Origin of the sequence: Methylobacterium sp. 13MFTsu3.1M2 (genome assembly GCF_900112625.1) — a bacterium.
Classification (GTDB): Bacteria; Pseudomonadota; Alphaproteobacteria; order Rhizobiales; family Beijerinckiaceae; genus Methylobacterium.
Map to the genome: position 1 here is coordinate 44,854 of NZ_FOMM01000027.1, position 24,464 is coordinate 69,317.

The 24,464-nt window shown below is 73.2% G+C and carries 24 protein-coding genes; 12 read left to right on the top strand and 12 right to left on the bottom strand.

What is annotated here, in order from left to right; translation table 11 throughout:
• Positions 1–14: 14 nt before the first annotated feature.
• Positions 15–1,340 (bottom strand): tRNA uridine-5-carboxymethylaminomethyl(34) synthesis GTPase MnmE, encoded by a 1,326-nt coding sequence (gene mnmE / locus BM314_RS24115; protein ID WP_091980750.1) that lies wholly within the window; start codon positions 1,338–1,340, stop codon positions 15–17.
• A 122-nt stretch (positions 1,341–1,462) separates the two neighbouring features.
• Between mnmE and bla the strand changes: the two genes are divergently transcribed.
• From bla to BM314_RS24140, 5 genes are all read left to right on the top strand, one after another.
• The gene (gene bla, locus BM314_RS24120) at positions 1,463–2,365 is read left to right on the top strand and encodes a class A beta-lactamase (protein ID WP_091980753.1); all 903 of its coding nucleotides are present in this window, start codon (positions 1,463–1,465) and stop codon (positions 2,363–2,365) included.
• Positions 2,366–2,376: 11 nt separating this feature from the next.
• Complete coding sequence (locus BM314_RS24125) at positions 2,377–2,886, top strand: aminoacyl-tRNA deacylase (protein ID WP_091980755.1); 510 nt, start codon at positions 2,377–2,379, stop codon at positions 2,884–2,886.
• A 78-nt stretch (positions 2,887–2,964) separates the two neighbouring features.
• Entirely contained in the window at positions 2,965–3,321 is a 357-nt protein-coding gene (locus BM314_RS24130) for a hypothetical protein (protein ID WP_020094302.1), read from the top strand.
• Positions 3,322–3,417: 96 nt separating this feature from the next.
• Positions 3,418–4,266 carry a pantoate--beta-alanine ligase gene (gene panC / locus BM314_RS24135; protein ID WP_020094301.1) on the top strand — a complete coding sequence of 283 codons (849 nt, stop codon included), beginning with the start codon at positions 3,418–3,420 and terminating at the stop codon, positions 4,264–4,266.
• A 117-nt stretch (positions 4,267–4,383) separates the two neighbouring features.
• On the top strand, positions 4,384–5,670 hold the full coding sequence (locus tag BM314_RS24140) for an OprO/OprP family phosphate-selective porin (RefSeq protein ID WP_091980757.1): 1,287 nt from the start codon (positions 4,384–4,386) through the stop codon (positions 5,668–5,670).
• Between the two features lie 52 nt (positions 5,671–5,722).
• On the opposite strand, the gene BM314_RS24145 is transcribed toward BM314_RS24140, so the two are convergent.
• On the bottom strand, positions 5,723–7,258 hold the full coding sequence (locus tag BM314_RS24145) for an EAL domain-containing protein (RefSeq protein ID WP_091980759.1): 1,536 nt from the start codon (positions 7,256–7,258) through the stop codon (positions 5,723–5,725).
• A 240-nt stretch (positions 7,259–7,498) separates the two neighbouring features.
• On the opposite strand from BM314_RS24145, the gene BM314_RS24150 reads away from it, so the two are divergent.
• Both BM314_RS24150 and BM314_RS24155 read left to right on the top strand, forming a co-directional pair.
• On the top strand, positions 7,499–8,371 hold the full coding sequence (locus tag BM314_RS24150; RefSeq protein WP_244540024.1) for a MipA/OmpV family protein: 873 nt from the start codon (positions 7,499–7,501) through the stop codon (positions 8,369–8,371).
• A 68-nt stretch (positions 8,372–8,439) separates the two neighbouring features.
• Positions 8,440–8,661 (top strand): heavy-metal-associated domain-containing protein, encoded by a 222-nt coding sequence (locus tag BM314_RS24155; RefSeq protein ID WP_026605107.1) that lies wholly within the window; start codon positions 8,440–8,442, stop codon positions 8,659–8,661.
• Between the two features lie 148 nt (positions 8,662–8,809).
• Here the strand turns inward: BM314_RS24155 and BM314_RS30745 are convergent, their stop codons facing one another.
• Entirely contained in the window at positions 8,810–8,959 is a 150-nt protein-coding gene (locus tag BM314_RS30745) for a hypothetical protein (RefSeq protein WP_020094296.1), read from the bottom strand.
• Between the two features lie 405 nt (positions 8,960–9,364).
• Here BM314_RS30745 and mnmG point away from each other — a divergent pair, with 405 nt between their 5' ends.
• The 4 genes from mnmG to BM314_RS24175 all read left to right on the top strand — a co-directional run bounded on the left by mnmG (position 9,365) and on the right by BM314_RS24175 (position 13,707).
• Positions 9,365–11,266 (top strand): tRNA uridine-5-carboxymethylaminomethyl(34) synthesis enzyme MnmG, encoded by a 1,902-nt coding sequence (gene mnmG, locus BM314_RS24160; RefSeq protein ID WP_091980760.1) that lies wholly within the window; start codon positions 9,365–9,367, stop codon positions 11,264–11,266.
• On the top strand, positions 11,263–11,898 hold the full coding sequence (gene rsmG, locus BM314_RS24165; RefSeq protein ID WP_091980762.1) for a 16S rRNA (guanine(527)-N(7))-methyltransferase RsmG: 636 nt from the start codon (positions 11,263–11,265) through the stop codon (positions 11,896–11,898). The genes mnmG and rsmG overlap by 4 nt, the downstream gene beginning before the upstream one ends.
• Positions 11,895–12,752: a ParA family protein gene (locus BM314_RS24170; protein ID WP_020094293.1), complete on the top strand. Its 858-nt coding sequence runs from the start codon at positions 11,895–11,897 to the stop codon at positions 12,750–12,752. Before rsmG ends, BM314_RS24170 begins: the two co-directional genes overlap by 4 nt.
• 61 nt (positions 12,753–12,813) lie before the next feature.
• Positions 12,814–13,707 carry a ParB/RepB/Spo0J family partition protein gene (locus tag BM314_RS24175; RefSeq protein WP_026605106.1) on the top strand — a complete coding sequence of 298 codons (894 nt, stop codon included), beginning with the start codon at positions 12,814–12,816 and terminating at the stop codon, positions 13,705–13,707.
• 555 nt (positions 13,708–14,262) lie between these two features.
• Here the strand turns inward: BM314_RS24175 and holA are convergent.
• The 9 genes from holA to BM314_RS24220 all read right to left on the bottom strand — a co-directional run bounded on the left by holA (position 14,263) and on the right by BM314_RS24220 (position 23,523).
• Positions 14,263–15,300 carry a DNA polymerase III subunit delta gene (holA, locus tag BM314_RS24180; protein ID WP_091980764.1) on the bottom strand — a complete coding sequence of 346 codons (1,038 nt, stop codon included), beginning with the start codon at positions 15,298–15,300 and terminating at the stop codon, positions 14,263–14,265.
• 6 nt (positions 15,301–15,306) lie between these two features.
• On the bottom strand, positions 15,307–15,852 hold the full coding sequence (gene lptE, locus BM314_RS24185; RefSeq protein WP_056533523.1) for an LPS assembly lipoprotein LptE: 546 nt from the start codon (positions 15,850–15,852) through the stop codon (positions 15,307–15,309).
• A 168-nt stretch (positions 15,853–16,020) separates the two neighbouring features.
• Positions 16,021–16,980 carry an AEC family transporter gene (locus tag BM314_RS24190; protein ID WP_091980765.1) on the bottom strand — a complete coding sequence of 320 codons (960 nt, stop codon included), beginning with the start codon at positions 16,978–16,980 and terminating at the stop codon, positions 16,021–16,023.
• 107 nt (positions 16,981–17,087) lie between these two features.
• Complete coding sequence (locus BM314_RS24195; protein WP_091980768.1) at positions 17,088–19,319, bottom strand: TonB-dependent siderophore receptor; 2,232 nt, start codon at positions 19,317–19,319, stop codon at positions 17,088–17,090.
• Positions 19,320–19,449: 130 nt separating this feature from the next.
• Entirely contained in the window at positions 19,450–20,337 is an 888-nt protein-coding gene (locus BM314_RS24200; protein ID WP_091980771.1) for an acid phosphatase, read from the bottom strand.
• A 149-nt stretch (positions 20,338–20,486) separates the two neighbouring features.
• Positions 20,487–21,341, bottom strand: coding sequence for an alpha/beta fold hydrolase (locus BM314_RS24205; RefSeq protein WP_091980773.1), 855 nt, complete (start codon positions 21,339–21,341; stop codon positions 20,487–20,489).
• A gap of 26 nt (positions 21,342–21,367) precedes the next feature.
• Entirely contained in the window at positions 21,368–22,243 is an 876-nt protein-coding gene (gene dapD, locus BM314_RS24210) for a 2,3,4,5-tetrahydropyridine-2,6-dicarboxylate N-succinyltransferase (protein ID WP_020094284.1), read from the bottom strand.
• A 36-nt stretch (positions 22,244–22,279) separates the two neighbouring features.
• Entirely contained in the window at positions 22,280–22,771 is a 492-nt protein-coding gene (locus BM314_RS24215; protein ID WP_020094283.1) for a cyclic nucleotide-binding domain-containing protein, read from the bottom strand.
• A gap of 65 nt (positions 22,772–22,836) precedes the next feature.
• Positions 22,837–23,523, bottom strand: a complete 687-nt coding sequence (locus BM314_RS24220) for a response regulator transcription factor (RefSeq protein WP_020094282.1) — start codon at positions 23,521–23,523, stop codon at positions 22,837–22,839.
• 377 nt (positions 23,524–23,900) lie between these two features.
• Between BM314_RS24220 and BM314_RS24225 the strand changes: the two genes are divergently transcribed.
• Complete coding sequence (locus BM314_RS24225) at positions 23,901–24,458, top strand: L,D-transpeptidase family protein (RefSeq protein ID WP_091980775.1); 558 nt, start codon at positions 23,901–23,903, stop codon at positions 24,456–24,458.
• Positions 24,459–24,464 lie beyond the last annotated feature (6 nt).

Below are 24,464 nucleotides of genomic sequence, written 5' to 3' on the forward strand. Positions count from 1 at the left end.
TGCCGGCTTTAAATCTATTTCCCGATGCAGAACCCGCTGAACAGCCGGTCGAGGACGTCCTCGACGCCGACATGGCCCGCGACCGCGCCGAGCGCCCGCACCGCGAGCCGCAGATCCTCTGCGGCCAGCTCCGGCAGGCCGCCGGCACTCCCCGAGACGCGGTCGAGATGGCCTAGGCAGGCCTCCAGCGCGGCCCTGTGCCGGGCGCGGGTGATCAGCGCGTCGCCGGTGCCGAGACCGTCCTCGGCCGCGGCCTGGATGGCATCGAGCAGGGCGCCCATGCCGGCACCAGTATGGGCCGAGACCGCCACGTCGGCCGGATTCCCGGCCTGTTCTGAGCCGGCAAAAAGATCGGCTTTGGTCCGGACGGTCAGGACCGGACAGCGCGCCGGCCCGAGATCCGGGACGCCGCCGCCGGGGGGCACAAGGGCGACCAGCAGATCGGCCGTGTCGATCCGCGCCCGCGTCCGCACGATGCCCGCCGCCTCGATCGGCTCCGCGGTCTCGCGGAGCCCGGCCGTGTCGACCAGCAGGACCGGGAGGCCGCCGAGGTCGAGCCGCACCTCGATGGCATCGCGGGTCGTCCCCGGGCTGTCCGACACAATGGCCACGTCCCGTCGGCTCAGCACGTTCAGCAGGGTCGATTTCCCGCTGTTGGGAGCCCCCGCCAGCACCACCGTGAACCCGTCACGAAGGCGCTCACCGCGCTGGCCGTCGCGCAGCGCCGCGGCGATCGCGTCGCGCAGGCGGGCGGCGCGGTCGAGCAGCGCCGCGTCGAGCCCGGCATCGTCCACGTCCCCCTCGTCGGCGAAGTCCAGCGCGGCCTCCGCGGCAGCGAGGCAGTCGATCGCCTCCGCGCGCCACGCGGCCACCTGCCGGCTGAGCGCGCCGTCGAGCTGGCGCAGGGCCTGCCGGCGCTGGCCCTCGGTCTCCGCGTCGATCAGGTCGGCGACGGCCTCCGCCTCGGCGAGATCCATCCGCCCGTTGAGGACGGCCCGCCGGGTGAAAGCCCCGGGCTCGGCGGCCCGGCAGCCCGGGAGGCGGGCGAGGGTGGCGAGGACGCGCATCCGCACGGCCGCGCCGCCGTGCAGATGCAGCTCGCCCATATCTTCGCCGCTGTAGGTGTCGGGCCCGGGAAACCACGCCACCAGCGCCCGGTCGAGCTCGGTGCCGTCGTGGGGATCCCGGAGGCTCCGCAGCGACAGCCGGCGGGGCGGCGGCAGGCGTCCGCCCAGGGCGACGAGCGCGTCGCGCGCGGCCGGGCCGCTGATGCGGATCACCGCGACGGCGGCCCGGCCGAAGCCGCTGGCCGGCGCGAAGAGCGTTTCGGTATCGGTCATGGTCCCACAGGGCCGCGCGAGGGGCGGAGTTTCACGTGAAACAATCGCGGTCGCCCTATACCATCCCGGCGCCGATGCGCCGCACCCGCTTGCGCCGTCGCGAACTCGAACGGGGATGCGCCATGATCGTCTGGACCCGCCGCGCCGTCGGCCTCGGCCTGCTCGCCGCGCCCCTCGCCGCCGCCCTCCCCGCGTCCCCGGTCCTGTCCGCGCGCGCCGCGGAGGCCGAGCCGGACTGGGCCGCCATCGAGCGCCGGCTCGGCGGCCGCCTCGGGATCGCGGCCGCCTCGGCGGACCGCGTCCTCGCCGCCTACCGCGCCGACGCGCGCTTCCCGATGTGCAGCACCTTCAAGGCGCTGGCGGTGGCGGCGGTCCTGGCGCGGGTCGATGCCGGCCGCGAGACCCTCGACCGGGTCGTCAGCTACGGGGCCGGGGACCTCCTGAGCTACGCGCCCGTGACCCGGAAGGCGCTGGAGGCCTGCGCCGGGACCGGGCGGATGAGCGTCGCGGACCTGTGCGCGGCCACGCTGATCTGGAGCGACAACACGGCCGCCAACCTGCTCCTGGCGGATCTCGGCGGGCCCGAGGCGCTGACCGCGTGGCTGCGGACCACCGGCGATCCCGTCACCCGCCTCGACCGGACCGAGCCGACCCTTAACACCGCGTTGCCCGGCGACCCGCGCGACACGACCACGCCGGACGCCATGCAGGCGACCCTGGGCCGTGTCCTCCTCGGAACCGTCCTGTCGCCGGCCTCGCGCGCCCGGCTGGAGGCCTGGATGGTCGCCTGCGAGACCGGCCGGAAGCGCCTGCGGGCCGGCCTCCCGCCCGGCTGGATCGCGGGCGACAAGACCGGGAGCGGCGACAACGGCACCGTCAACGACGTGGCGATCCTCCGGCCGCCGGGGCGCGCGCCGATCCTCGCGGCGGTCTACGTCACGGAATCGACCGCCTCCCCCGACACCTGCGCGGCGGCCTACGCGGAGATCGGCCGCCTCATCGCCGCGCGCGCCCATTCGACCTGACCGGACGAACCATGAAGACAGCCGCCAAGACGCCCAACAAGACACTTTCCAAGACGACCCGCGCGACGCTCGCCCTCGACAAGGCCGGCATCCGGTACAGCCTCCACGTCTACGCTTACGATCCGGACGCGCCGCGCATCGGCCTGCAGGCCGCGGAGGCGCTCGGGGTGGACCCGGGACGCGTGCTGAAGACCCTGATGGCGTCGGTGGACGGACGTACAGTCTGCCTGCTCGTGGCCTCCGACAGGGAGGTGTCGATGAAGCGGGTCGCCGCCGCCTTCTCGGGCAAGGCCGCGTCCATGCTCAAGCCGGCCGATGCCGAGCGGCTGACCGGCTACCATGTCGGCGGGATCAGCCCGCTCGGACAGAAGCGGTCCTTCCCGACCGCGATCGACGCCGGATCCCTGACCGAGCCGGCGACCGAGATCCACATCAACGGCGGTGGCCGCGGCTTGCAGATCCGGCTGACCGAGGGCGATCTCGCCGCCGTCCTGGACGCCCTCGTCGTGCCGCTGACGTGATCCCGCGGTAATCACTCGTTTACCCTGCCGTCGCACGGTGTCGCCTTCCGACAGAGACGAAGGCGGCGCAGGGGCGGCATGCGGGAGACGGCGCGCAGGGCGGTGACGGCGCTCGGACTCGTCCTGCTGCTCGCGGTACCGGGCCGGGCGGCCGATCTCGACGTCCGCTACGGCGCCGAGGCGGGCGTGGGAGGCAGCCCCCGCTTCTTCCCGCGCAACGACGGCCTCGACCGTCGGCCGGTCTACGCGGTCCGGTCCCGTCGCGTGCCGGTGGGCTGCACGCCCCGGCGGGTGCCCGTGCCGACCAACGCCCCGGACGATCCAAGCTACGTCGGCTCCGAGTACGGCCTGGGGCATCCGAGCTATTACGGCTTCACGCCGCCGCTGGGCGTGGACGACCCCTTCGGGCGCTCCCTCCTGCCCTACTGCCCCTGACGCCGATCGCGACGACGGGATCCGGCGTCGACTGCCGGATTCCACCGCTCCCCATCATGCTCTAGACCGGCCCTGCCCTCCCCCGGAGCCCGTGCCGTGTCCGAGTCGACCTTCCAGTCCTTCCGCGACCTCGCAGCCCTGCGCGGATGCGTGGCCGCGTGGCGCGCGGCGGGCGAGCGCGTCGTCCTGATCCCGACCATGGGCGCCCTGCACGACGGGCACCTCGCCCTCGTGGCCGAGGCGCGGCGGATCGGCCGCCGGACCGTGGCCAGCATCTTCGTCAATCCGACCCAGTTCGGCCCGAACGAGGATTTCGCCCGCTACCCCCGCGACCTCGACGCGGATCTGGCCCTGCTGGCGGGGGCCGGCGCGGACGCCGCCTGGACGCCCGGCGTCGAGACCATGTATCCGCCGGGCTTCGCCACCCGGATCGAGGTCGCGGGCCTGACCGAGGGGCTGTGCGGGCCGTTCCGGCCCGGCCATTTCGCCGGCGTCGCCACGGTGGTGACCAAGCTCCTCAACCAGGTCCGGCCGGACGTCGCCCTGTTCGGCGAGAAGGACTTCCAGCAGCTCCGCGTGCTCCAGCAGGTGGCCGCGGATCTCGACCTCGCGGTGGAGATCCGCGGCGTGCCGACCGTGCGCGAGCCCGACGGCCTCGCGCTGTCGTCGCGCAACCGCTACCTCTCGGCCGAGGAGCGCGCCGTCGCCCCGAAGCTCCAGGCTGTCCTGGCCGAGATCGCCTCCGCCTCCCGCAACGGCACCCCGGTGGCCGGCCGGATCGCCGCCGGGCGGGCGGCGCTGGAGGCGGCGGGGTTCCGCGTCCAGTACCTCGCGGTCTGCGACGCCCGGACCCTGGTGCCGGTGGAGCGGGTCGACGGCCCGGCCCGCGTCATCGCCGCGGCCTTCCTGGGCCGGACCCGGCTGATCGACAATCGCGCCGTCTAGGCCGGCGCCGGTCCGACCGCCGACGGTCGTGGCCGCCGGGCCACGACGCGCGGATTTCCGGGTTTCACTGCGCCAGGTGATTGGCGCCGCCCGGCCGACCTGCTCTCTGCTGGTCGCGTGATCGGAACGCGCACCGCACCGGCCATCCTGGCCGTGTCCCTCGCCCTGGCGGGCCCCGCCGGCGCCGGCGAGGACGCGTTCGAGGGGATGGCCGGCCCCTACGGCGAGCGCCTGCGCTACGACGCGAAGGGGTTGACGCTCACCTTCCCCGAGCCCGACGTGAAGCTCCGGATCGGCGGGCGGCTGCACATCGACGGCGGCGCGGCGGGTTTCAGCCGGCCGGACCTGCCCGAGGCCTTCCCCGACAACGTCGCCGTGCGCCGGGCCTGGATCGAGCCGACGCTCACGATCGGCCGCGACTGGGTGATCGCCTTCCAGTACGATTTCGCCGACCCGATGCTGCCGATCAACGACGCGCTGGTCGCCTGGAAGGGGCTGCCGGACACGATCCTGACGCTCGGCAACATGAAGGAGCCCTTCAGCCTGGAATGGCTGCAGAGCAACAACGACACGCTGTTCGCCGAGCGCTCGGTGGCCAACGCCCTCGTGCCGGAGCGCCGGTTCGGCTTCGCCGCCGGGCACCACGGGGCGGCCTGGACCGCGGTGGTCGGCGTCTTCGGCAACGCCGCCAGCAGCGGCATCGACGGGGACGGTGTCGCGGTGGCGGCCCGCGCCACCGTCGCGCCGATCATGGAAGGGGACGAGACCCTGCATCTCGGTCTCGCCGGGGTCTTCCGCAGCCGGTCCCGGTCGGACGGGGCCTTCAGCTTCTCCAGCCCCGCCGGCGCCTTCCTGTTCGAGCGCCCCCTGGTGGATACGGGCGACCTCCCCGATGCCGCCAGCGTGTCGCGCCTCGGCGCTGAGCTGGCCTACCGCCGCGGTCCGCTCCTGGTGCAGGCCGAGTATATCCGGGCCGCGCTGCAGCCGTTCCGCGGTCCCGGCCAGCCCGGCGCCGCGCTCGATTTCCAGGGCGGCTACGTCGAGGCGGCCCTGGTGCTCAACGGCGAGGGCCGCGCCTACGCGCTGACGCCGCAGAGCGGCACCACCTACGCGACCTTCCGAGGCGTGACGGTTCCGGAGGCGCAGCGGCTCTCCCGGGGCGGGATCGGCGTGTTCGAGCTGGCGGCGCGCTACAGCGCCGTCGACCTGGACGCCCGGGGCTTCCGCGGGGGCATGGAGCAGGACGTGACCCTCGGTCTGAGCTGGTATCCCGAGCCCAACCTCCGGTTGATCGGGAACGTCGTGCACGGGCGCGTGCAGCCGGGGGTGGCCCAGGCCGAGACGCTGGGTACCCGCCCGTTCACGGTCGACACGGTGATCGCGCGCCTGCAGATCTACTGGTGACGGGGACCGCCGGGCCGGCAGCGTGCCCGGGCACGGCCCCTCACACGGGCTCTCACACGGCCCTGCGCAGGACCGACCGGAACGGGCGCCGCTCCGGCTCCGGCGGGGGCGTCGGCTCCTCGGCGGGCGGGGTCGCCAGGACCTCCGCGCGCACCGGGCGCGGGGCCGCGAAGGCCGTCCCCTGCGCGAACGGCACGTCGAGGTCGATCAGGTCCGGGACGTCGGCCTCGTCGGCGACGCCCGTGGCGACGACGCGGATCCCGGCCCGGGCCAGGGCCGGCGCGGTGTCCTCCAGGGCGATGTCCGACAGGCTGCCGCGGCCCGCGCCGGGCCGGAGCAGCATCTCCGCCGGCACCTTGACCTGCCCGATGCCGAGCGCCGCGAGTTCGGCGGCGTCGAAGCGGAGGTCGTCCGGGCGGTCGAGGCTGAACCCGATCCGGCCCTGCAGGGGTGCGAGCAGGCCCCGCTGGCCGGCATCGAGACGGCGCCAGCTCTCCTGCGGCAGCGCGATGGTCAGGCCGGCCAGGGCCGGGTCGTCAGCGGCCGTGCGGGCCAGCTCGCGCAGGAGGCCGGGCTCGAACAGCGACAGCGGCGACAGCCCGTAGGTCAGGAGGGTCTCGCTGCCGCGCCGGGCGAGGTGGCGCGCCACGATCGTGGCCCGCTGCAGCATGCGGCGGTCGAGCTCGGTGGTGCGCCCGTAGCGCTCCAGCACCGGCAGGAAAACCTCGGGCTCGGCCGGCGGCGCGCCGGGGCCGCCGATCCGCAGCCGGGCCAGCGCCTCGTAGGCCACCACCTTGCGTTGCGGCAGGGTGACCACCGGCTGCAGATGGATCTCCAGACCGTCCCCCTCGAAGGCCGCGACGATCGCGCCCTCGTCCGCGGGGGGGATTGCGGGCCGGGGCGGGATCGGCCGCGGCGGGATCGGCCGCGCCGGGACGGACGGGGCCGAGGCCGGGGCGAGCTGAGACCGGGGCGGGACTTGCTCGAGCGGGGCGGCCTGAACCTGCGGAGGCGGTACCGGCACGGGCTGCGGCGACGGGGCCGCTGCGGTATCCGGAAGGGCTGCGCCGGGCACCGCGGGCAGGGGCCGGGGCGCCTCGGCGGGTGCGATCGCGGGCCTGATCTCGGGCGCGATCTCCGGCCTCGCCTTGAGGCCCGCGATCTCGGCATCCTGGGCGCTCACGACCGTGGTGAGGTCGCGGACGATCCCGCTGAGGAGCCCAAACTCGACGGTCAGTTCCTCGATCTGGGCGCGCAGGGCGGCCTCGGCGGTCTCGGGCCGCGGCTGGGCCGCCGCGGTCGCGGCCGCCGTCTCGACCTTGAGCAGGCGCCGGGACAGCAGATCGACCTCGCCGGACAGCTTCTCGCAGCGCGCCTTGAGGGTGGCGATACGGGTCAGGGCGAGACCGCCCGCCAGGGCGGCCGCGGCGCCGAGCGTCAGGGCACTCCAGAGCGGCAGGAACACCGCGAGCGGCCCGAGAACGACGAGCCCGAGAAGGCCGACCGTCAGCAGCCCCGCGTACCGGCCGAGGACCGGGACCATCGTCTGAACACCTGCCAGGAACGCGCGCCGGTCGCCGGGGGACATCCCGAGCGATCCCCACCGGGCGCGAACCGAATCGCAGGATCATTGGCCGCCCGCACCCCGCCCGGCAAGGCTCGGGGACCGCGATGGGGCGCTGCCGCCTGTTAATTCCGGGCGGTGTGACGCCCGCGCCCGCTGGAACGTTGCGGATTCATCACGGCGGACCCGATTGCGGGGCGATCCGGGGAGGGTTGCGCGGCTTGCGAATGCGGACGGGATGAAAAAGGATCATAAAGCGTGGCCATGACGCCCGCCCCCCCGCGTACTCCCCGATTTCGCGCCGTTCTCGGCGCCGGCGCGCTCCTCGCGACCCTCGGCACGACGGCGCCGCGGGCCGCGGATCTCGGCGCGGATCTTCCGCGCACGACGCCGACCTTCGCGATGGTCGATCCCAACACTTGGATCGTCACGCTGAGCGGCTCGATCCAGGCCGTGCCGCGCTATCCGGGCGCGAGCGACTACACGGCCGTCGGCTACCCGTCGATCGACATCCGCCGGGTCGGCGAGCCGCGCCGCTTCTCGACGCCGGATGACGGGTTCAGCTTCTCGCTCTTCGACACCGAGTCGTTCCGCATCGGCCCGACCGCGCGCTTCGTGCCGGGGCGCTACTACGGCGACGACCGGCGCCACCTGTACGGTTTCCGCGACGCCCGCTTCGCCGTGGAGCCCGGCGTGTTCGCGGAGTTCTACCCGGTCTCGTTCATTCGGACCCGCGTCGAGCTGCGCCAGGGCGTCTACGGGCACCACGGAACGGTCGGCTCGGTGGCGGCCGACTACCTGATCCCGGCGGAGAAGTTCCTGTTCTCCATCGGGCCGCGCCTCAATGTCGGCGATGCCAGCTACGCCCGGAAGTACTTCGGCGTCTCGCCGATCGAGGCGGCGCTGAACGGGCGCGTCACCCCCTACGATCCGCGCAGCTTCTACTCGGCCGGCGTGCTCGGCGGCGTGACCTACACGCAGAGCGAGACCTGGGCCTACACGGCCTATGCCGGCTACACCCGGATCCTAGGCGCCTCCGGCGACAGCCCGCTGGTGCGGCGCCCGTTCGGCAACCCCAACCAGTATCAGTTCGGCCTACGCATCGATTACGCCTTCCGCATGCCGGCGCTGTTCTGAGCCGACACCCGGCTTGCGCCGGCCCCGCCGGGCCCCGACATCCCGGGGAAGCGGTTATGGAGGCCCCGATGGACGAGACGCGCGCCGACCTGCTGATGCGGGTCGAGGGCATGACCTGCGACGGCTGCGCCGCCGCGGTGACCCGCACGGTGAAGCGGATCGACCCCGCGGCCGACGTGCAGGTCGACCGGGACGCCGCGCGCGTGGCGATCCGCACCGACGCGCAGGCGCTGACCATCGCCGAGGCCCTGACCAAGGCCGGCTACACAGCGACGGCCATGACCGGCTGAGCCGGCTCGGCGTCCCACGTTCGCGGGCCGCGGGAGGCACCGTGTGGCTGTCCGCGCGCGCGGTGCGGTCATCCCGGCCGGCGCGACGCTCGGCCGAGAAGCCTGGCGGGAAGTCTGGCCCGAGACGACGTGCCCCCGGGCCCCCTCCTCAGGAGCGGCTCAGGAACATCCCGGTCAGGAGCAGGGCGAAGCCCGCGAGGCCGAACAGGCCTTCCTTGCGCCGGGTGCGGTCGAGGAAATGGGCGGCGGCGCCGGCCGCGCAACAGGCGGCGCCCAGGCCGATTGTCAGCGACGACATCTCGAGTCTCCTCCTCGCGCGTCGCTCGGCGGCGCGGCGAAAATGGTCCCTCTCGTGGGCCTGCCGGACGGCGTTGTCCGCACAGGATCGCGTCACGGCGCAAGATTTACACGGCCCGGAGAGGCTGGCAAGACGCGACGCCCAAGTCCTCGCGGGATCCGCGACAGCAATGGGCGCGGGAACGACAGATCTTCGCGCGGCGGGCGTTCTGAATACCGCATTCAGAGGATCCGCCGCCGCCGGCGGAGGGGCGTCGTTGCGGCGGGCGGGACGCGTTGACCCGCGCGCCTTCGCGCGCTTAGACCTCCCGGCAGATCCGCCGGTCCCGCGCCCACCCGCCGTGCACGGCCCGGGGCGCTCCTCGCACCCGCGGCGGGATGTCCGCGAAAGGCTGCTCGGTACCCGATGCTCACCCCCTCCTCCGCCCGGTTCGACGTCGCGGTCGTCGGCGGCGGCCATGCCGGCGTCGAGGCCGCCGCCGCCGCGGCGCGCTGCGGCGCGCGCACCGCGCTGGTCACCCACGATCCGGCGACGATCGGGGCGATGTCCTGCAACCCGGCGATCGGCGGCCTCGGCAAGGGCCACCTCGTCCGCGAGGTCGATGCCCTGGACGGGCTGATGGGCCGGGTCGCCGACGCGGCCGGCATCCAGTTCCGCCTGCTCAACCGCCGCAAGGGTCCGGCGGTGCGCGGCCCCCGGACCCAGGCCGACCGCAAGCTCTACGCGGCCGCCATGCAGGCGGCCGTGGCCGGGACCGAGGGGCTGACGGTCATCGCCGGCGCCTGCGAGGATCTGGCCTTCGACGCCGAGGGCCGCCTCCGCGGCCTCGTCCTTGCCGACGACCGAACCCTCGCCTGCGGCGCGGTTGTACTAACCACCGGCACGTTCCTGCGCGGCCTGATCCATATCGGCGAGCGGCAGATCCCGGCGGGCCGCGTCGGCGAGGCGCCGGCGGTCGGGCTGGCGCGGACCCTCGACCGGATCGGCCTCCGCCTCGGGCGCCTGAAGACCGGCACGCCCCCGCGCCTCGACGGGCGGACCATCGACTGGTCCGGCTTGGAGATGCAGGAGGCCGACGCCGAGCCGGTGCCGTTCTCGACGCTGACCGAGCGGATCACGACTCCGCAGATCCGCTGCGGCATCACGCGGACGAGCCGGGCCGTCCACGACCTGATCCGCGCCAACCTGCACCGCTCGCCGATGTATTCCGGCGGCATCGCCAGCCGGGGCCCGCGCTACTGCCCGTCGATCGAGGATAAGGTCGTGCGCTTCGGCGACCGGGAGGGGCACCAGATCTTCCTGGAGCCCGAAGGTCTCGACGACCCGACGATCTACCCGAACGGCATCTCCACGGCGTTGCCCGAAGAGGTGCAGCACGACCTCGTCCGCCTGATCCCCGGGCTGGAGCGGGCCGCGATCCTGAGGCCGGGCTACGCCATCGAGTACGATTACGTGGACCCCCGGGAACTCGACGTCGGCCTTCAGGTGAAGAGCCTGCCGGGCCTGTTCCTGGCCGGCCAGATCAACGGCACGACGGGCTACGAGGAGGCCGCCGGCCAGGGGCTGGTGGCCGGCCTCAACGCCGCCCGGCACGCGGGCGGCCTCGGCATCGCGGGCTTCGACCGGGCCGAGTCGTATCTCGGCGTGATGATCGACGACCTCGTGACCCAGGGAGTCAGCGAGCCGTACCGGATGTTCACCTCGCGCTCGGAGTACCGGCTGTCCCTGCGGGTCGACAACGCCGACGCCCGGCTGACGCCGCGCGGGATCGCGCTGGGCTGCGTCGGAGGACACAGGGCGGCCCATTTCGCGGCCGGGCAGGCGGCGCTCGACGCGGCGCGCGCCCGCCTCGACGCGGTGAGCCTGACGCCGAGCCAGGCCGCGGCCCACGGGATCGTCCTGAACCGCGACGGCATCCGCCGCACCGGCTTTCAGCTCCTCGCCTACCCGGAGATCGGCTGGTCCGACCTGGCGGCGGTGTGGCCGGACCTCGCCGAGGTCGCCCCGCGGATCGCCGACCGGATGAAGACCGACGCGACCTACGCGGTCTATCTCGACCGGCAGGACGCCGACATCGCGGCCTTCCGCCGGGACGAGGCCGTGCGCCTGCCGGCGGGGCTGGACTACGCGGCGATCAGCGGCCTCTCGAACGAGATGCGGGTGAAGCTCGAGACCGTGCGCCCCGGGACCCTGGGGCAGGCGGCGCGGATCGAGGGCGTGACGCCGGCCGCCCTCACCTTGCTGGCCGCCCACGCGCGGCGCGGCGCGCGCGCGGCGTCGACCCCCGCGGACCGGCTCCCGGCATGAGCGATCCGGATCGCGCCCGTATCCTGGCGGCGGCCGGTGTTTCACGTGAAACAGCGGAGCGGCTCGACCTCTACGTGGCGCAGCTGCGGCGCTGGCAGCCGATCAAGAACCTCGTCGGCCCCGCGACGCTGGCGGAGGTCTGGAGCCGCCACATCGACGACGCGCTGCAGCTCCTCGACCTCGCGCCGGAGGCCCGCACGTGGCTCGATCTCGGCTCCGGCGCCGGGATACCGGGCCTGATCCTGGCCATTGCCGGCCAGGAGCGCGGCGTCCGGGTCGATCTCGTGGAGAGCAACGCGCGCAAATGCGCGTTCCTCACCGAGACCGCCCGGCTCACCGGGGCGCCGGCCCGGGTGCGCAATGCCCGGATCGAGGCGGTGATCGGCGAGTATGTCGGGACCGACGTCGTCTGCGCCCGCGCCGTCGCCCCGATGGCGCAGCTCCTCGCCTGGACGGAGCCTCTGTTGAAAACGGGCACCACCGGCCTGTTTCCGAAGGGGCGGGACGTACAAGCCGAATTGACCCAGGCCGGCGCGCAGTGGAGAGTCGTTAACGACCTCGTGCCGAGCCGGACCGATTCCGAAGCCCGGATCGTGCGCGTCACTGCCCTCGCCGCCCCGAGCCACCGATGAGCGAAGCGATCCTCGGCGACCCCGCCGACAGGTCCATGGATTCATCCATGCGACGCCCTCTGCGCGTTCTGGCGCTCGCCAACCAGAAGGGCGGCGTCGGCAAGACCACGACGGCGATCAACCTCGGCACCGCCCTGGCGGCGATCGGCGAGGACGTGCTGGTCGTCGATCTTGACCCGCAGGGCAACGCCTCCACGGGTCTCGGGATCGACCGCGCCAAGCGCCGGGTCTCGACCTACGAGGTCATGGCCGGCGAGGCCTCCCTGGCGCAGGCCGTGGTCCCCACCGCCGTGCCGCGGCTGTCGCTGGCGCCGTCGACCATGGACCTCCTCGGCCTGGAGCTGGAGCTGGCCACCCTCCCCGATCGGGCGCACCGGCTGCGCGGCGTGCTGAAGAGCCTGACCCAGGCGCCGAGCCTCAGCCGGATCAGCTACGTGCTGATCGACTGCCCGCCCTCGCTCAACCTGCTGACCATCAACGCGCTGGCCGCCGCCGACGCGGTGCTGGTGCCGCTGCAGTGCGAGTTCTTCGCCCTGGAGGGCCTCAGCCAGCTGCTGCGCACCGTGGAGCAGGTCCGCGGCGCCCTGAACCCGAAGCTGACGATCCAGGGCATCGTGCTGACGATGTTCGACCCGCGCAACAACCTCTCCGCCCAGGTCGTGGCGGACGTGCGCGGGTTCATGGGCGACAAGGTCTACGAGACCGTAATCCCCCGCAACGTCCGGATCTCCGAGGCGCCCTCGCACGGGAAGCCGGCGCTGCTGTACGACCTGAAATGCGCCGGCAGTCAGGCCTACCTGCGCCTCGCCTCGGAGGTGATCCAGCGTGAGGGCCGGGTTCCGGCCGCGGCCTGACGGGTTTGAGTCCCCCTCCCGGTTCGAGGGGCGAGTGTGGAGCGTGACACGGGTGGCGATCATGGCGGAGGAGGGGGCGAAGCCTCGACTGGGGCGCGGGCTCGCGGCGCTGATCGGTGACTTCAACGAGGCGGGCAAGGCCTCGGCCAAGGCCGAGGAGCAGCGCCGGGTCCCGATCGAGTTCCTGCGCGCCAACCCGCGCAACCCGCGCCGGAGCTTCGCCGAGACGGAGCTGTCCGAGCTGGCGGCCTCGATCGGCCAGCGGGGCATCATCCAGCCGATCGTGGTCCGCCCGATCGGCGACGTGCCCGGGACCTTCGAGATCGTGGCCGGCGAGCGGCGCTGGCGGGCCGCCCAGCGCGCCGGCCTCGACGAGGTGCCGGTGGTGGTGGTCGAGATCGATGACCGCGGCTCCCTGGAATTCGCCATCCTGGAGAACGTCCAGCGCACCGACCTCAACGCGATCGAGGAGGCGTCCGGCTACGAGCGCCTGATGAAGGATTTCTCGTACACCCAGAAGGAGCTGGCCGAGATCCTCGGCAAGAGCCGCAGCCACCTCGCCAACACGCTCCGGCTGCTCAACCTGCCGCTGTCCGTGCAGGAGCGGGTCACCGCGGGCGAGCTGACCGCCGGCCACGCGCGCGCGCTGCTGGCCGTGCGCGATCCGGAGGCGACGGCGCGGCGCGTCGTGGCCGAGAGCCTGTCGGTCCGGGACGTGGAGGCGATCGCCTCCGCGGAGGCCGCCCCGGCCGAGACGCCCCGCCCCGGGCGCCCGCGCCTCTCGGCCGAGCGCCCCGCGACGGTGCGCGACCTGGAACTGCGGATCCACCGGGCCCTCGGCGTCCCAGTCTCCTACAAGCCCAAGGACGCCGATTCGGGCGAGATCCGCATCCGCTACGAGACCCAGGACGAGCTGCAGGCCCTCCTCAACCGGTTCAAGGTCTCGGACGCCTGAAGGCCGCCTCCGGACGAAGGCGCCGCCTCGGCGGGTCCGTCGCAGGCCCGGCACGAGTGCGGCGAGCCGGGAGGCCGGCTGGTCCGGACGGTCCCGGCGGCGCGCCGCTGGGACCCCGCCCCGCAGCGCCTCGGCCGGGGTCGACTCGGCCGGGATCGACTCCGAGCATCAGCGTGGCGCGAGACCGGTCGCGCACCTCCTGCGCGGCGCAGGAAGCCCGCCGGTCGGGATCCGCGGCCGCGAGGGGGGCGCCGGCGTCGATCACGAGGCGTTCGCCGCCGCGACCGCGACAGGCCGGCACCTGCGTGCAGAGGAACCCTCTCGGCGCGTCGGGGAAGTCGATCCGCCCGGGGAGCATGTGCGCCCGTCCAGGAACACCTCGACGGAGACACGCGCGGCGCGAACCGCCTGCCAGCCGTGACAGATCGCCTCGAACCGGACCCAGCCCTCCGGGCCGGTCGTCCGGCTGCCGCGCAGGACGGTCCGGCCGGTCGTGGCAACGTTTCCCGCCTCCTCTGCGGGTACGGTGCGACCGCCCTCCCCCGACGAGGCGCCCTAGCGCCGCCGCCGCGCGCCCGCCTCCGCGACCCGCAGGAGGGCCGCCGAGGCCAGCGCGTGGGCCAGGTCGGGCTGCGCCCGCCGGCAGGCCAGGATCGCCTCCTGCAGGGCCGCCACGGCCTGACGGAGCGTTCCGGCCGGCCACGCGCCGAGTTGGCCCTCGATGCTGGCCCTGCGCTTGAAATGCAGGCCCCGCCACGTCGCGACCATCATGGCGGGCGTCTTGTCGGGATTGTCGAGGCGGGTGGTGAGCAGCGTCAGGGCATGCCGCAGCGCCGAGCTCAGCACCACCCCCGGGTCGAGACCCTCGTGCCGGAAGCGGCGGTAGTCGCGCTCCACCGCGTCGCGGCGGCCGTCGAAGGCGGCGTCGATCAGGGTGTTGAGCACGCTCGCCGCGACGTCGCTGGTGACGGCCTCCACGTGCTCGAGGGTCACGGTCCTGTCCCCCTCCCCCGCGGCGTAGAGGGCGAGCTTCTCGATCTCCATCAGGCTCGCCCGGCGGTCGCCGCCGAGGCTGCGGGCCAGGACCTCCCGGGCGGCGCGGTCGATGCGCAGGCCGCGCTCCTGGAGGGTGCGCTCGATCAGGTCCGAGAGGGTCCGCTCGTCGTCGGCGTAGCAGGGAATCGCGAGCGCCTTCGGCGAGCGCTCGCAGAGGGTGCGGAGCGGGTTGTTCTTGGCGAGGTCACCGGCCTCCACCACGATGCGGGCGTCGGCGACCGCCGCGCCCAGCACGGCCTCGACGGCCGGCGCGTAGTTGCGGGTGCCGGGCCGGACCCAGATCGACCGCCTGCCGCCGAACAGCCCCAGGGTCCCGGCCTCGTCGCACAGCCGGCCCGGATCGGAGGCGAGGGCGTCGCCGTCGATCCGCACCAGCGCGAACGGGTCGGCCGGGTCGTCGACGAAATCCTCCGCGAGCTTCCGGGCCCGCTCGGTCACCAGACCGGTATCCGGCCCGAAGACCAGGATGACGGGGATGCGCGGATCGGGCCCGCGCCGGATCAGCCCCTCGATCTCGCCGGCCTTGACCGCCGTCACGTCGGATTACGGCTTCGTCGAGAGGACGGCGGCGAGGCGGCTCTTGATCTGGTCGGACAGCACGCTGGCCAGACGGATCTCAGCGTCCCGCGCCGCCCGCTGGCTGGCGAAGCGCTGCACCGAGCGGTCGTAGGTCGCGGTCGAGGTGGCGACGCCCTCGGTGTAGACCTTGGTGCCGCCCATATCCTCGAGGCTATACTTGATGTTGGCCACCAGGGTGCCGGCCTCGGCGCGGCCGGTGGTGGAGGAGACGATCGGGGTCTGCACGATCTCGGAGCCCGAGAGCTTCAGCCGGTAGCGCTTGGTCGCCGGGTGGCCGGACCCGTCGAGGTCGAAGACCAGCTCGCTGCGCAGGTAGTGGCCGAGGCGCTCCTGGCCCTGGGCCATCGCGACGTCGTCGACCTGGACCGAGGCGAGCAGGGCCTGGACGGATTCCCCCGATGCGGTCGGCCCGTAGAGCGGCCGGAAGCAGGCCGAGAGGCTCAGCGCCAGGCCGGTCGCACAGGCGAGGCGGGCGATCCGCCCCGCGATGGAAACTCCCGAACCCACCATCCGCCGTCGTTCCGCCCCTGCCTGTCGGATCGTTCTAGCGCGGACACGGCGTTCCGCGCCACGACGCTACGGGGCAAACGTTACGATTCCTCTGCGGCAAGAGCGTGGTCGCCCGGTTTCCGAATGTGAGGCCGCGGCCGGCCGGAGAGCCCGGGATCACCGGGCCGCCTAGGCGATCGCCGCGAGGTAGGCCGAGACCGTCACGACGGCCAGCACGGTCGAGACCAGCACCACGGTGGCGGTCAGGTCGGCCTCGCGCCGGTAGAACTCCGCCAGCATGAACGGCCCGGTGCCGGTGGGGAGGGCGGCCATGAGCACCGCGGTGTGCAGCAGGAGCGGGGGCAGGTCGAACAGGTAGCGGCCGAGGCCGTAGGCCAGGAGCGGGTGGAGCACCAGCTTCAGGCCGACGAGCAGCGCGGCGGTGCGCCCCTGCCCGCCCCCGGTCTGTCGGGGCTGGGCCAGGAACAGGCCGAGCGCCACCAGGGCGCAGGGCGCCGCCGCGCCGCCGAGGAGCTTCAGGAACGTGGCCACCGCGTCCGGCACGGCGAGGCCGGCGCTCGGCACCAGCGCGCCCAGCGCCGGTGCCACCAGCAGCGGGTTGCGCACCAGCGAGCGGCCGACCGTCCACCACACGGGCCGGCGCGCCCCGCCGCCCCTCCCCGACGCGGCCGCCTCGCGCCGCAGACCGGTCTCGATGAGCACGATCGCCACCGCGAAGACCCCGCAGACCGTGAGGATCGCCGCCACTGTGGTGGGCGCGAGCGCCTCCGGCCCGAAGGCGACGAGCGCCAGCGGGAAGCCCATGAAGCCGGTATTGGCGTAGCCGGCGTTGAGCCCGTCGACCGCGGCGTCGGCCAGCGGCCGCCCCGCCTCGCCGCGGATCAGCACGGCGAGGGCGAAGATCGCGAGGCTGCTGAGTCCGAAGGCCCCGATGAAGCCGGGCTTCCAGATGGTGCTCCAGTGGGCGTGCGCGGTCACGTCGAACAGCAGCGCCGGCAGGGCCAGGAAGACCACGAACCGGTTGAGTTCGGTGGTGGCGGCGGCCCCGAGCACGCCGACGCGCCGGGCCAGCCAGCCGGCGAAGATCAGCGCGAAGATCGGCAGCACGACCAGCAGGGTCGAGAGCATGGCGGGTCCGGGTCGGAGGACGATGCTCCGGCCTTAGGACGGTTTCCGATCCCGGCTCCAGTGCCGGGGGCGGGGACCTGCCATGCCGCGGCCCCCGCTCCCGGACATTACCAGCGGTAGATCAGGCTGCCGATGACCGTCGCGGGCGCGCCGCGGTAGCAGAACCCGGCCTGGCAGGTCGTGTAGCTGCGGTCGAAGATGTTGGACGCGTTGATCTGCGCGCGGAAGCCCCTGTACTTCGGGTCGAGGGCCGCGAAATCGTAGGCGACCAGCGCGTCGAACAGGGTCACGGTCGGGTTGCGGACGGTGTTCTCGTCGTCGGCGAAGCTCGTCCCGGCGTAGCGGATGCCGCCGCCCAGTTGCAGGCCGGCCAGCGGCGAGCCGGGCGCGAACTGATAGGTCCCGAAGGCGGTGAAGCTGTCGCCCGGGATCCCCGAGAGGGCGTTGCCGTCGATCGGCCGCCCGGTGACCAGGGAGGTCTGGCGCAGATAGCGAAGGTTGAGGTGGGTGTAGGACAGCGTCAGGTTGGTTCCCAGCGCGAAGTTCGCCGTCAGCTCGGCCTCGAACCCTTTCGACTCGACCGACCCGGTCGCGACCTGATTGGCGATGTTGTTGGGATCCTGCCGCAGGAGCGACGATTGCACGATGTCGAACCCTGAGAACGACGTCGTGATGTTGGTGTTCGGGATGGCCGCCTTCACGCCGGCCTCGATCTGGTCGCCGGTCGCGGCCTTGAACGGGTTCCCGTTCACGTCGACGCCGACCTGCGGCGTGAAGGTCGTGGCGTAGCTCGCGTAGGGCCCCAGGAAGTCGGTGAGCAGGTAATTCAGGCCGATGCGGCCCGAGAAGGCCCGATCGGTCTGGTCGGCGACCGTGCCGGCCGTCCGGTCGCTCGTGTTCTGGAAGACCCAGTCGTGCCGGCCGGTGAGGGTCAGCACGAAGCGCCCGAGCTTGGCCTGATCCTGCAAGTAGGCGCCGATCTGATCCTGCGCCTGGCTCTGGAAGTTCGTGTAGCGCGGCCGGGCGATGACCTGCTGCCCGTAGTTCAAGGTCAGGAGGTTGAGGTCCGGCGCGGCCCCGAAACCGAAGGCGCGCGTGTAGTCGTAATGGGCGTAATCGACCCCGCCGATCAGGGTGTGCTGGATCGGACCGGTGGTGAAGCGGCCCTCGAGCTGGTTGTCGAGGGAGATCTGGCCCAGCGTGTCCAGGTAGGCGCCGGCCGTCCGCGCGCCCAGGGTCCGGGCCGGGTTCAGCCCCGTGATCGAGGTGTAATCGTAATCCGCGCGAACGTCGTAGTAGCGAAAGTTCTGACGGAAGATCAGATCCGGCGAGAATTTGTGCTCGAAGGCGTAGCCGACGCGATACTGCTGCTGCTTGTACTGGTTGAGCGCCGGATCGCCGGAGTAGAAATTGGTCACCCGGAAGCCCGGATCGTTGTAGAAGAAGGACGTTCCCGGCAAGCGCGACTCGAAATACTCGCTGAGGAAGGTGAAGCTGGTGTCGGAATCCGGGCGCCACGTGAAGGACGGGGCGATGAAGGTGCGGTCGTCGTCTCCGCCGGGCAGGTAGGTGTTGGACTGGCGCTTCACGCCGGTCACGCGGTAGGCCATCGTCCCGTCGGTGCCCGCCACCGGGCCGCCGATGTCGAAATTGCCCTGGAAGCGGTCGTAGTTGCCAGCCTGAAACTGCACCTCTCCGAAGGGTACGAAGACCGGGCGCTTCGAGGTCGAGTCGACGATGCCGCCGGGCGAGCCGAGACCGTAGAGGCCCGAGGCCGGACCCCTCAGGATGGTGACCGCGTCCAGCCCGTAGGGCTCGCTGCGCGGGATCGTCAGGCCGACGGCATTGAGGCGCAGGCCGTCGCGGAAGATGCCGTTGTAGGTCGCGCTGAAGCCGCGGATGTAGAAGGCATCGTAGCGGGGATCGAAGCCGAACACGCTGCTCGACACGCCCGGCGTGTAGGCGATCGCTTGGGCCAGATCCTGCACGTTGCGGTCGTTGAGTTGCTCGCGGGTGACCACCGAGACCGATTGCGGGGTCTCGAGCAGGGGCGTGTTGGTCTTGGTCGCCGCGGGGCTCACGCGCGCCACGTAGCCGGTGACGCCGGAGGGGCCGCCGCCGCCGCCGCTGGTGGCCGCGCCGCCGCCGTCGCCGCGGCTGACATTGCCGCCGCCGCCGCCGACGCCCGTCGGGGCCGCGGCGGCCGGGCGGGCGGCCTCCACGGAGATCTCGTCGAGCTGGACGGCGGCGCCCTGGGCGGCGGCCGCCGGAACGAGGGCGACGGTGGTCAGCGCGGTGGTGGCGAGGAGCAGACCGGACGGAGCGGAACGAAACGACATCGGTGACCCACGAACGCGCCTCTACACGGCGCCCGGGGCTCCCGTACCATCGATCACGGCCGCTCGATCAAGCCGAAAACGTGTTGTAAATCACACACTTGGAAGCGTTCAAATCTACAATCGTTCGCGCCTAGAACTCCAGTGGCGGCTCCCGCAGGGCGGTCGCCTCCCGGGTGCAGGCGGCCTGATCGGGAACCGTCCCGGGACTGGCGAGGGCGCCGCGAAGCTCGGCGCGGGCCTTGTCGAGATCGGCGCGGAAGGTCGCGTCGCCCATCAGGGTGGCGAAGACCGCGGTGCCGGTCAGGCGTCCCGCGGCCACGTCGCTGAGCCAGTGCACGCCGCAGACGATCCGGCTCTCGCCGTAGGCCCGGCCGCGGGCCAGGATCGGGGTCGCCTTCTCGGGCACCAGGGACGCGAGGATCAGCGCGTAGGCCCAGCCCTGCGTGGCGTGGCCCGACGGGTAGCTGAAGCTGTCGGCCAGGGCCTGGCTGCGCTGCACGCAGATGGGCGCCTCGTTGCCGACGAACGGGCGGAGGCGCCGGTAATGGACCTTGGGTCCCCGCGTCGCCCGGGCGAGATCGAGACGGGCGCGCTCCAGGAGGTTGATCACCGCCGGCACCCGCGCCTGATCGATCCGGGTGCCGAGCACGCAGGCGAAGTTCTCCAGAACGGCGGCGGCGCCCTCGGACACGTCGTTGGCGGCCAGCTCCCAGCGCGGCGACCCCTTGAGGGCGCGGGTGCTGTTGAAGGCCGCCCGGTCGGCCTTGTCGAGGGGCGCGTCGTGGGCCGGCGGGGAGGGCAGGAACTGGACGGCGTCCGGCACCGCCCCGTCGGCCAGATAGGGCTTCACGGCCGGCTTGCCGGGCTTCAGCGTGTCGGCGCCGAGGGACGGGGCCGCCGGTGTTGCCGGGGGGGCCGAGGGGGCAGGGCGGGGGGAATCCTCGGCGCGGGCCGCGGCGGCCAGGAGGAGGGCGAGGGCGGCCGGGGCGAGGAGGGGCAGGGACGGCGTGCGCAGCATCGGATCCGGGACTCTCTCGGATGGAATCTGCGGGGCGCGCCCGCTGCCGGAGGAACGGCTCAGCCGGCCCGTTCAGTCCCTGCACAGGCACACACGCCTGTCCAGGGCGGGGCGGCGGCGATCCGGGCCGCTTGTCACACGCGCCGCGCTCACGCCGCCCGGATCGCGGCGGCCACGGCGTCCGGATGCTCCTCGTGCGGGCTCAGGGCGCCGGGGATCGCGGCGGCGGTCACGCGGCCGCCGGCGACGAGGGCGTCCATCTCGGCGCCCGAGCGCCGCGGGGCGCCCGCGGGGCGCAGCACCAGGGTCGGCGGCAGGCCGTCGCCGAACAGGGCCAGGAAGGCGTCGCGGCTGCCCACCGGGTCGAGGCCGCCGGTGACGAAGGCGGCGGTGCCGAAGCGGCCGTTGCGCTGGCGGGTGATGGCGTGCTTGTCGCGGATCACCGCCGGGGTGACCCGGGCCGCGTCGGCGTAGACGTGGGCGCGCATCATCCGGCCGATGATCGGCGGGCTGATGTTGATCCGGTAGAGCGCCTCGCCGAGGATCGGGGCCTCCACGGCCCGTCGGATGCGCGGGAACCAGTGCGCCCGCCCCGGCATCGCGGTGGGCAGCGGTCCCCGCCAGGTCGGGGCCACCAGGACCAGCCGCCCGAATGCCCCCGGGTGGCGCCGCGCCGCCGCCACGAGGTAGCCGGCGGCGTGGCCGGCCGCGACGCCGAGGGCGTAGGGGCCGGGCGCGGCCGCCAGCAGGGCGTCCAGGAAGGCGTGGAAGGTCGCCGGGGCGAGGGGGACCCGCGCCCGCGGCCGGGCACCGAAGCCCGGCCAGTCGGGGACGAGGCAGCGGTACTCCGTCCCGAGGCGGCCGGCGAGGCCGCGCATCTCGGCCCGCGCCGAGATGGTCGACAGGGCCGGGAGCAGGAGCGCGTCCGGCCCCGCCCCGATCCGGTCGCAGGGGGTCGGCACCGTCCGGCCCGCCACCGTCAGGGTCAGCTCGGACGTCTCCATCGCGCTCCCGCCAGGTCCCGGATGAATCAGGTGCGCAGCAGCTCGTTGATGGCGGTCTTGGACCGCGTGCCGGCATCGACGCGCTTGACGATCACCGCGCAGTAGAGGCCCGGGCCCGGCGTGCCGTCCGGCAGCGCCTTGCCGGGCATCGTGCCCGAGACGACCACCGAGTAGGGCGGCACCCGGCCGTACATGACCTCGCCGGTGGTCCGGTCGACGATCTTGGTGGAGGCGCCGATATAGACGCCCATGGACAGGACGCTGCCCTGGCCGACGATGACGCCCTCCGCCACCTCGGCGCGGGCGCCGATGAAGCAGTCGTCCTCGATGATCACCGGGTTGGCCTGGAGCGGCTCCAAGACGCCGGCGATGCCGGCGCCGCCCGAGATGTGGCAGTTCTTCCCGACCTGCGCGCAGGAGCCGATCGTCACCCAGGTGTCGACCATCGTGCCCTCGCCGACATGGGCGCCGAGATTGACGAAGCTCGGCATCAGCACGGCGCCGGGAGCGATGTAGGAGCCCCGGCGCACGAAGCAGCCCGGCACGGCGCGCAGGCCCGCGGCGCGGAACTCGGCCTCGCCCCAGCCGGCGAATTTCGACGCGACCTTGTCCCACCAGGGCGCGCCGCCGGGGCCGCCCTCGATCGTCGCCATGTCGTTGAGGCGGAAGGAGAGCAGCACCGCCTTCTTCAGCCACTGGTTCACCACCCAGTCGTGGTTGCCCGACTTCTCGGCGACGCGGGCCTTACCCGAATCGAGCAGCTCCAGGGCCGCCTCGACCGCCTCGCGCACCGCGCCCTTGGTGGCGGTCGACACGTTGGCGCGGTCGTCCCAGGCGGCTTCGATGGTCTGGGCGAGATCGGAATGGGCGAGATCGGAATGGGGCTTGCCGGCCTGGGACATGGGACGGGTCAGAACTCTTGCGGCGGGAGCCCGTGCTTACAAGCGGCCACCGGAGCTGTCACCTGAGGAGATGCCGTCGATGACCTCGAGCAGTTCGCGGACCTGATCGAGATCGGTCACCAGGCCGGCGAGGTCGTCCGCCAGGGTGTCGTGGACGGCCCGCGCGGCGGCGGGGAACTCCTCCAGCACGCGGCGCATCAGCATCGGGGTGATCCGCATCACCGCGGCGCTCCCCTCGGCCCGGGCCTCGGTCGGGCGCGTCCCGCGCACGAACAGGGCGAGCTGGCCGATCAGGGCCGAGCGCCCGGCCCGCACCGGCTCGGCCGTCGGAACCCGGGGCTCCAGGCGGATCGTGCCCGCCATCACCACGAAGCCGCCATCGGCCGGATCGCCGCGGGCGAAGAGCAGGTCGCCGTCCGCGAGGTCGCGCCGCTCGGCCGCGAAGGTCAGCAGGCGCAGGGCGTCCCGGTCGAGGAAGCCGAACAGCGGCGCGGCCGCGAGGATCGCGATATCGTCGTCGAGCCCCAAGAACGCCTCACCACCCTGCGCATACGCGAACCCGCCCGATCGCCTACACGTAAAGCTTCAATTCGTCAGGGCAGCAACTTGTATCCGCCGCCCTCGGTCACGAGGATCGCGGCGGTGGCGGGGTTCGGCTCGATCTTCTGGCGCAGCCGGTAGATATGCGTCTCCAGCGTGTGCGTGGTCACCTGGGCGTTGTAGCCCCAGACCTCGGCCAGCAGGGTGTCGCGGTTCACCACGGCCCGGCCCGCCCGGTAGAGGAAGCGCAGGATCGCGGTCTCCTTCTCGGTGAGCTTCAGCTTGGAGCCGCGCTCGCCGACGAGGAGCTTGGCGCCCGGGCGGAACGTGTACGGGCCGATCTGGAAGACCGCGTCCTCGGAGGCCTCGTGGCTGCGCAGGTGGGCGCGGATCCGGGCCAGCAGGATGCCGAACTTGAACGGCTTGGTGACGTAGTCGTTGGCGCCGGCCTCCAGCCCCTCGACGTGGTCCGCCTCGGAATCCTGGGCCGTCAGCATGATCACCGGGCCGCGGAAGCCGGCGGCGCGCATCCGGCGCACGGCCTCGCGCCCGTCGAGGTCGGGCAGGCCGACATCCATGACGGCGAGGTCGATCCGCTCCGCGGCGACCCGCCGGATCGCGTCGGTGGCGTTGGCCTCGGTGAAGACCGTGAACTCGTCGCAGAGATCGAGCTGCTCGGTCAGGGTATCGCGCAGGACCGCGTCGTCGTCGCAGATCAGCAGGCGGTAGACATTCGGCATCGTCCGGGCCCCAATGCGTGCTGCGGGAGGGGCGAGGGCCGCCTGCCGGGTGCAGCATGCGATGATGTCAGATCTCGGCAGGATCGCGCGACGACCCTACCCAGGCTTGTGTTTCCGCATCCTTTCGCCGCCGTGACAAGCGCCCCGGCGAACGGGCTGCGGGATCGGGGGCGCGCCGCTCCGGGATCACGGCGGCGGTCCCCGCGGCGCGGCGGGGGGCTGGCGCGCTCCCGAATCCCGGCTCGGCGGCCCGGGTTCAACCGAGAGATAGAGCATCCTTTGTGGCCGGAAGTTGCCTTGTGCGCAATTTTTCACCGGTTCGAAGTACCGATCCCGGGCATAAGGCCCCGGGACCGGGCGGATTCGGGAGGACGGAGATGCGGCGGCCGAGCAGGGGACCCATCCGCCTGACCGTGGGGGAGATCCGCGTCCGCGCCCTCGTCGGGGACCGGCGGCGCGGGCAGCTCCTCGTCGGCCCGGCGGTGATTCCCTGCGCCCTCGGGGCGGGCGGGATCGTCGGCGACAAGCGCGAGGGCGACGGCGGCTCGCCGCGCGGGCGCTTCCGCCTGCGCGGCGGCGCGTACCGGCCCGACCACCTCGCGGTCCGGCCGCGCACGCTGCTGCCCCTGCGGGCGACCCGCCCCGACGACGGCTGGTGCGACGAGAGCCGGGACCGCCGCTACAACCGGCCGATCCGCCTGCCGGCCCCGGGGGTCAGCGCCGAAGCGATGTGGCGGGGCGACGGGCTCTACGACGTGGTGATCGACCTCGACTACAACCGCGCCCCGATCCGGAAGGGGCGGGGCTCGGCGATCTTCCTGCACATCGCCCGGGACGGGTACCGCCCCACGGAGGGCTGCGTCGCCCTGGCCCGGGCCGATCTCCTGCGCCTGCTCGGGCGCCTCGGGCCACGGACGCACCTGCGGATCGGCTGAGGCCCG

Coding starts and splice junctions, on each gene's coding strand:
- rsmG (WP_091980762.1), top strand. CDS start 11,263: ATGAGCGATCCGGATCGCGCCCGTATCCTGGCGGCGGCCGGTGTTTCA.
- lptE (WP_056533523.1), bottom strand. CDS start 15,852: ATGGTGGGTTCGGGAGTTTCCATCGCGGGGCGGATCGCCCGCCTCGCC.
- BM314_RS24155 (WP_026605107.1), top strand. CDS start 8,440: ATGGACGAGACGCGCGCCGACCTGCTGATGCGGGTCGAGGGCATGACC.
- BM314_RS24175 (WP_026605106.1), top strand. CDS start 12,814: ATGGCGGAGGAGGGGGCGAAGCCTCGACTGGGGCGCGGGCTCGCGGCG.
- BM314_RS30745 (WP_020094296.1), bottom strand. CDS start 8,959: ATGTCGTCGCTGACAATCGGCCTGGGCGCCGCCTGTTGCGCGGCCGGC.
- BM314_RS24225 (WP_091980775.1), top strand. CDS start 23,901: ATGCGGCGGCCGAGCAGGGGACCCATCCGCCTGACCGTGGGGGAGATC.
- mnmG (WP_091980760.1), top strand. CDS start 9,365: ATGCTCACCCCCTCCTCCGCCCGGTTCGACGTCGCGGTCGTCGGCGGC.
- bla (WP_091980753.1), top strand. CDS start 1,463: ATGATCGTCTGGACCCGCCGCGCCGTCGGCCTCGGCCTGCTCGCCGCG.
- BM314_RS24125 (WP_091980755.1), top strand. CDS start 2,377: ATGAAGACAGCCGCCAAGACGCCCAACAAGACACTTTCCAAGACGACC.
- BM314_RS24190 (WP_091980765.1), bottom strand. CDS start 16,980: ATGCTCTCGACCCTGCTGGTCGTGCTGCCGATCTTCGCGCTGATCTTC.
- mnmE (WP_091980750.1), bottom strand. CDS start 1,340: ATGACCGATACCGAAACGCTCTTCGCGCCGGCCAGCGGCTTCGGCCGG.
- BM314_RS24170 (WP_020094293.1), top strand. CDS start 11,895: ATGAGCGAAGCGATCCTCGGCGACCCCGCCGACAGGTCCATGGATTCA.
- dapD (WP_020094284.1), bottom strand. CDS start 22,243: ATGTCCCAGGCCGGCAAGCCCCATTCCGATCTCGCCCATTCCGATCTC.
- BM314_RS24200 (WP_091980771.1), bottom strand. CDS start 20,337: ATGCTGCGCACGCCGTCCCTGCCCCTCCTCGCCCCGGCCGCCCTCGCC.
- BM314_RS24195 (WP_091980768.1), bottom strand. CDS start 19,319: ATGTCGTTTCGTTCCGCTCCGTCCGGTCTGCTCCTCGCCACCACCGCG.
- BM314_RS24145 (WP_091980759.1), bottom strand. CDS start 7,258: ATGTCCCCCGGCGACCGGCGCGCGTTCCTGGCAGGTGTTCAGACGATG.
- BM314_RS24130 (WP_020094302.1), top strand. CDS start 2,965: ATGCGGGAGACGGCGCGCAGGGCGGTGACGGCGCTCGGACTCGTCCTG.
- BM314_RS24150 (WP_244540024.1), top strand. CDS start 7,499: ATGACGCCCGCCCCCCCGCGTACTCCCCGATTTCGCGCCGTTCTCGGC.
- BM314_RS24205 (WP_091980773.1), bottom strand. CDS start 21,341: ATGGAGACGTCCGAGCTGACCCTGACGGTGGCGGGCCGGACGGTGCCG.
- BM314_RS24220 (WP_020094282.1), bottom strand. CDS start 23,523: ATGCCGAATGTCTACCGCCTGCTGATCTGCGACGACGACGCGGTCCTG.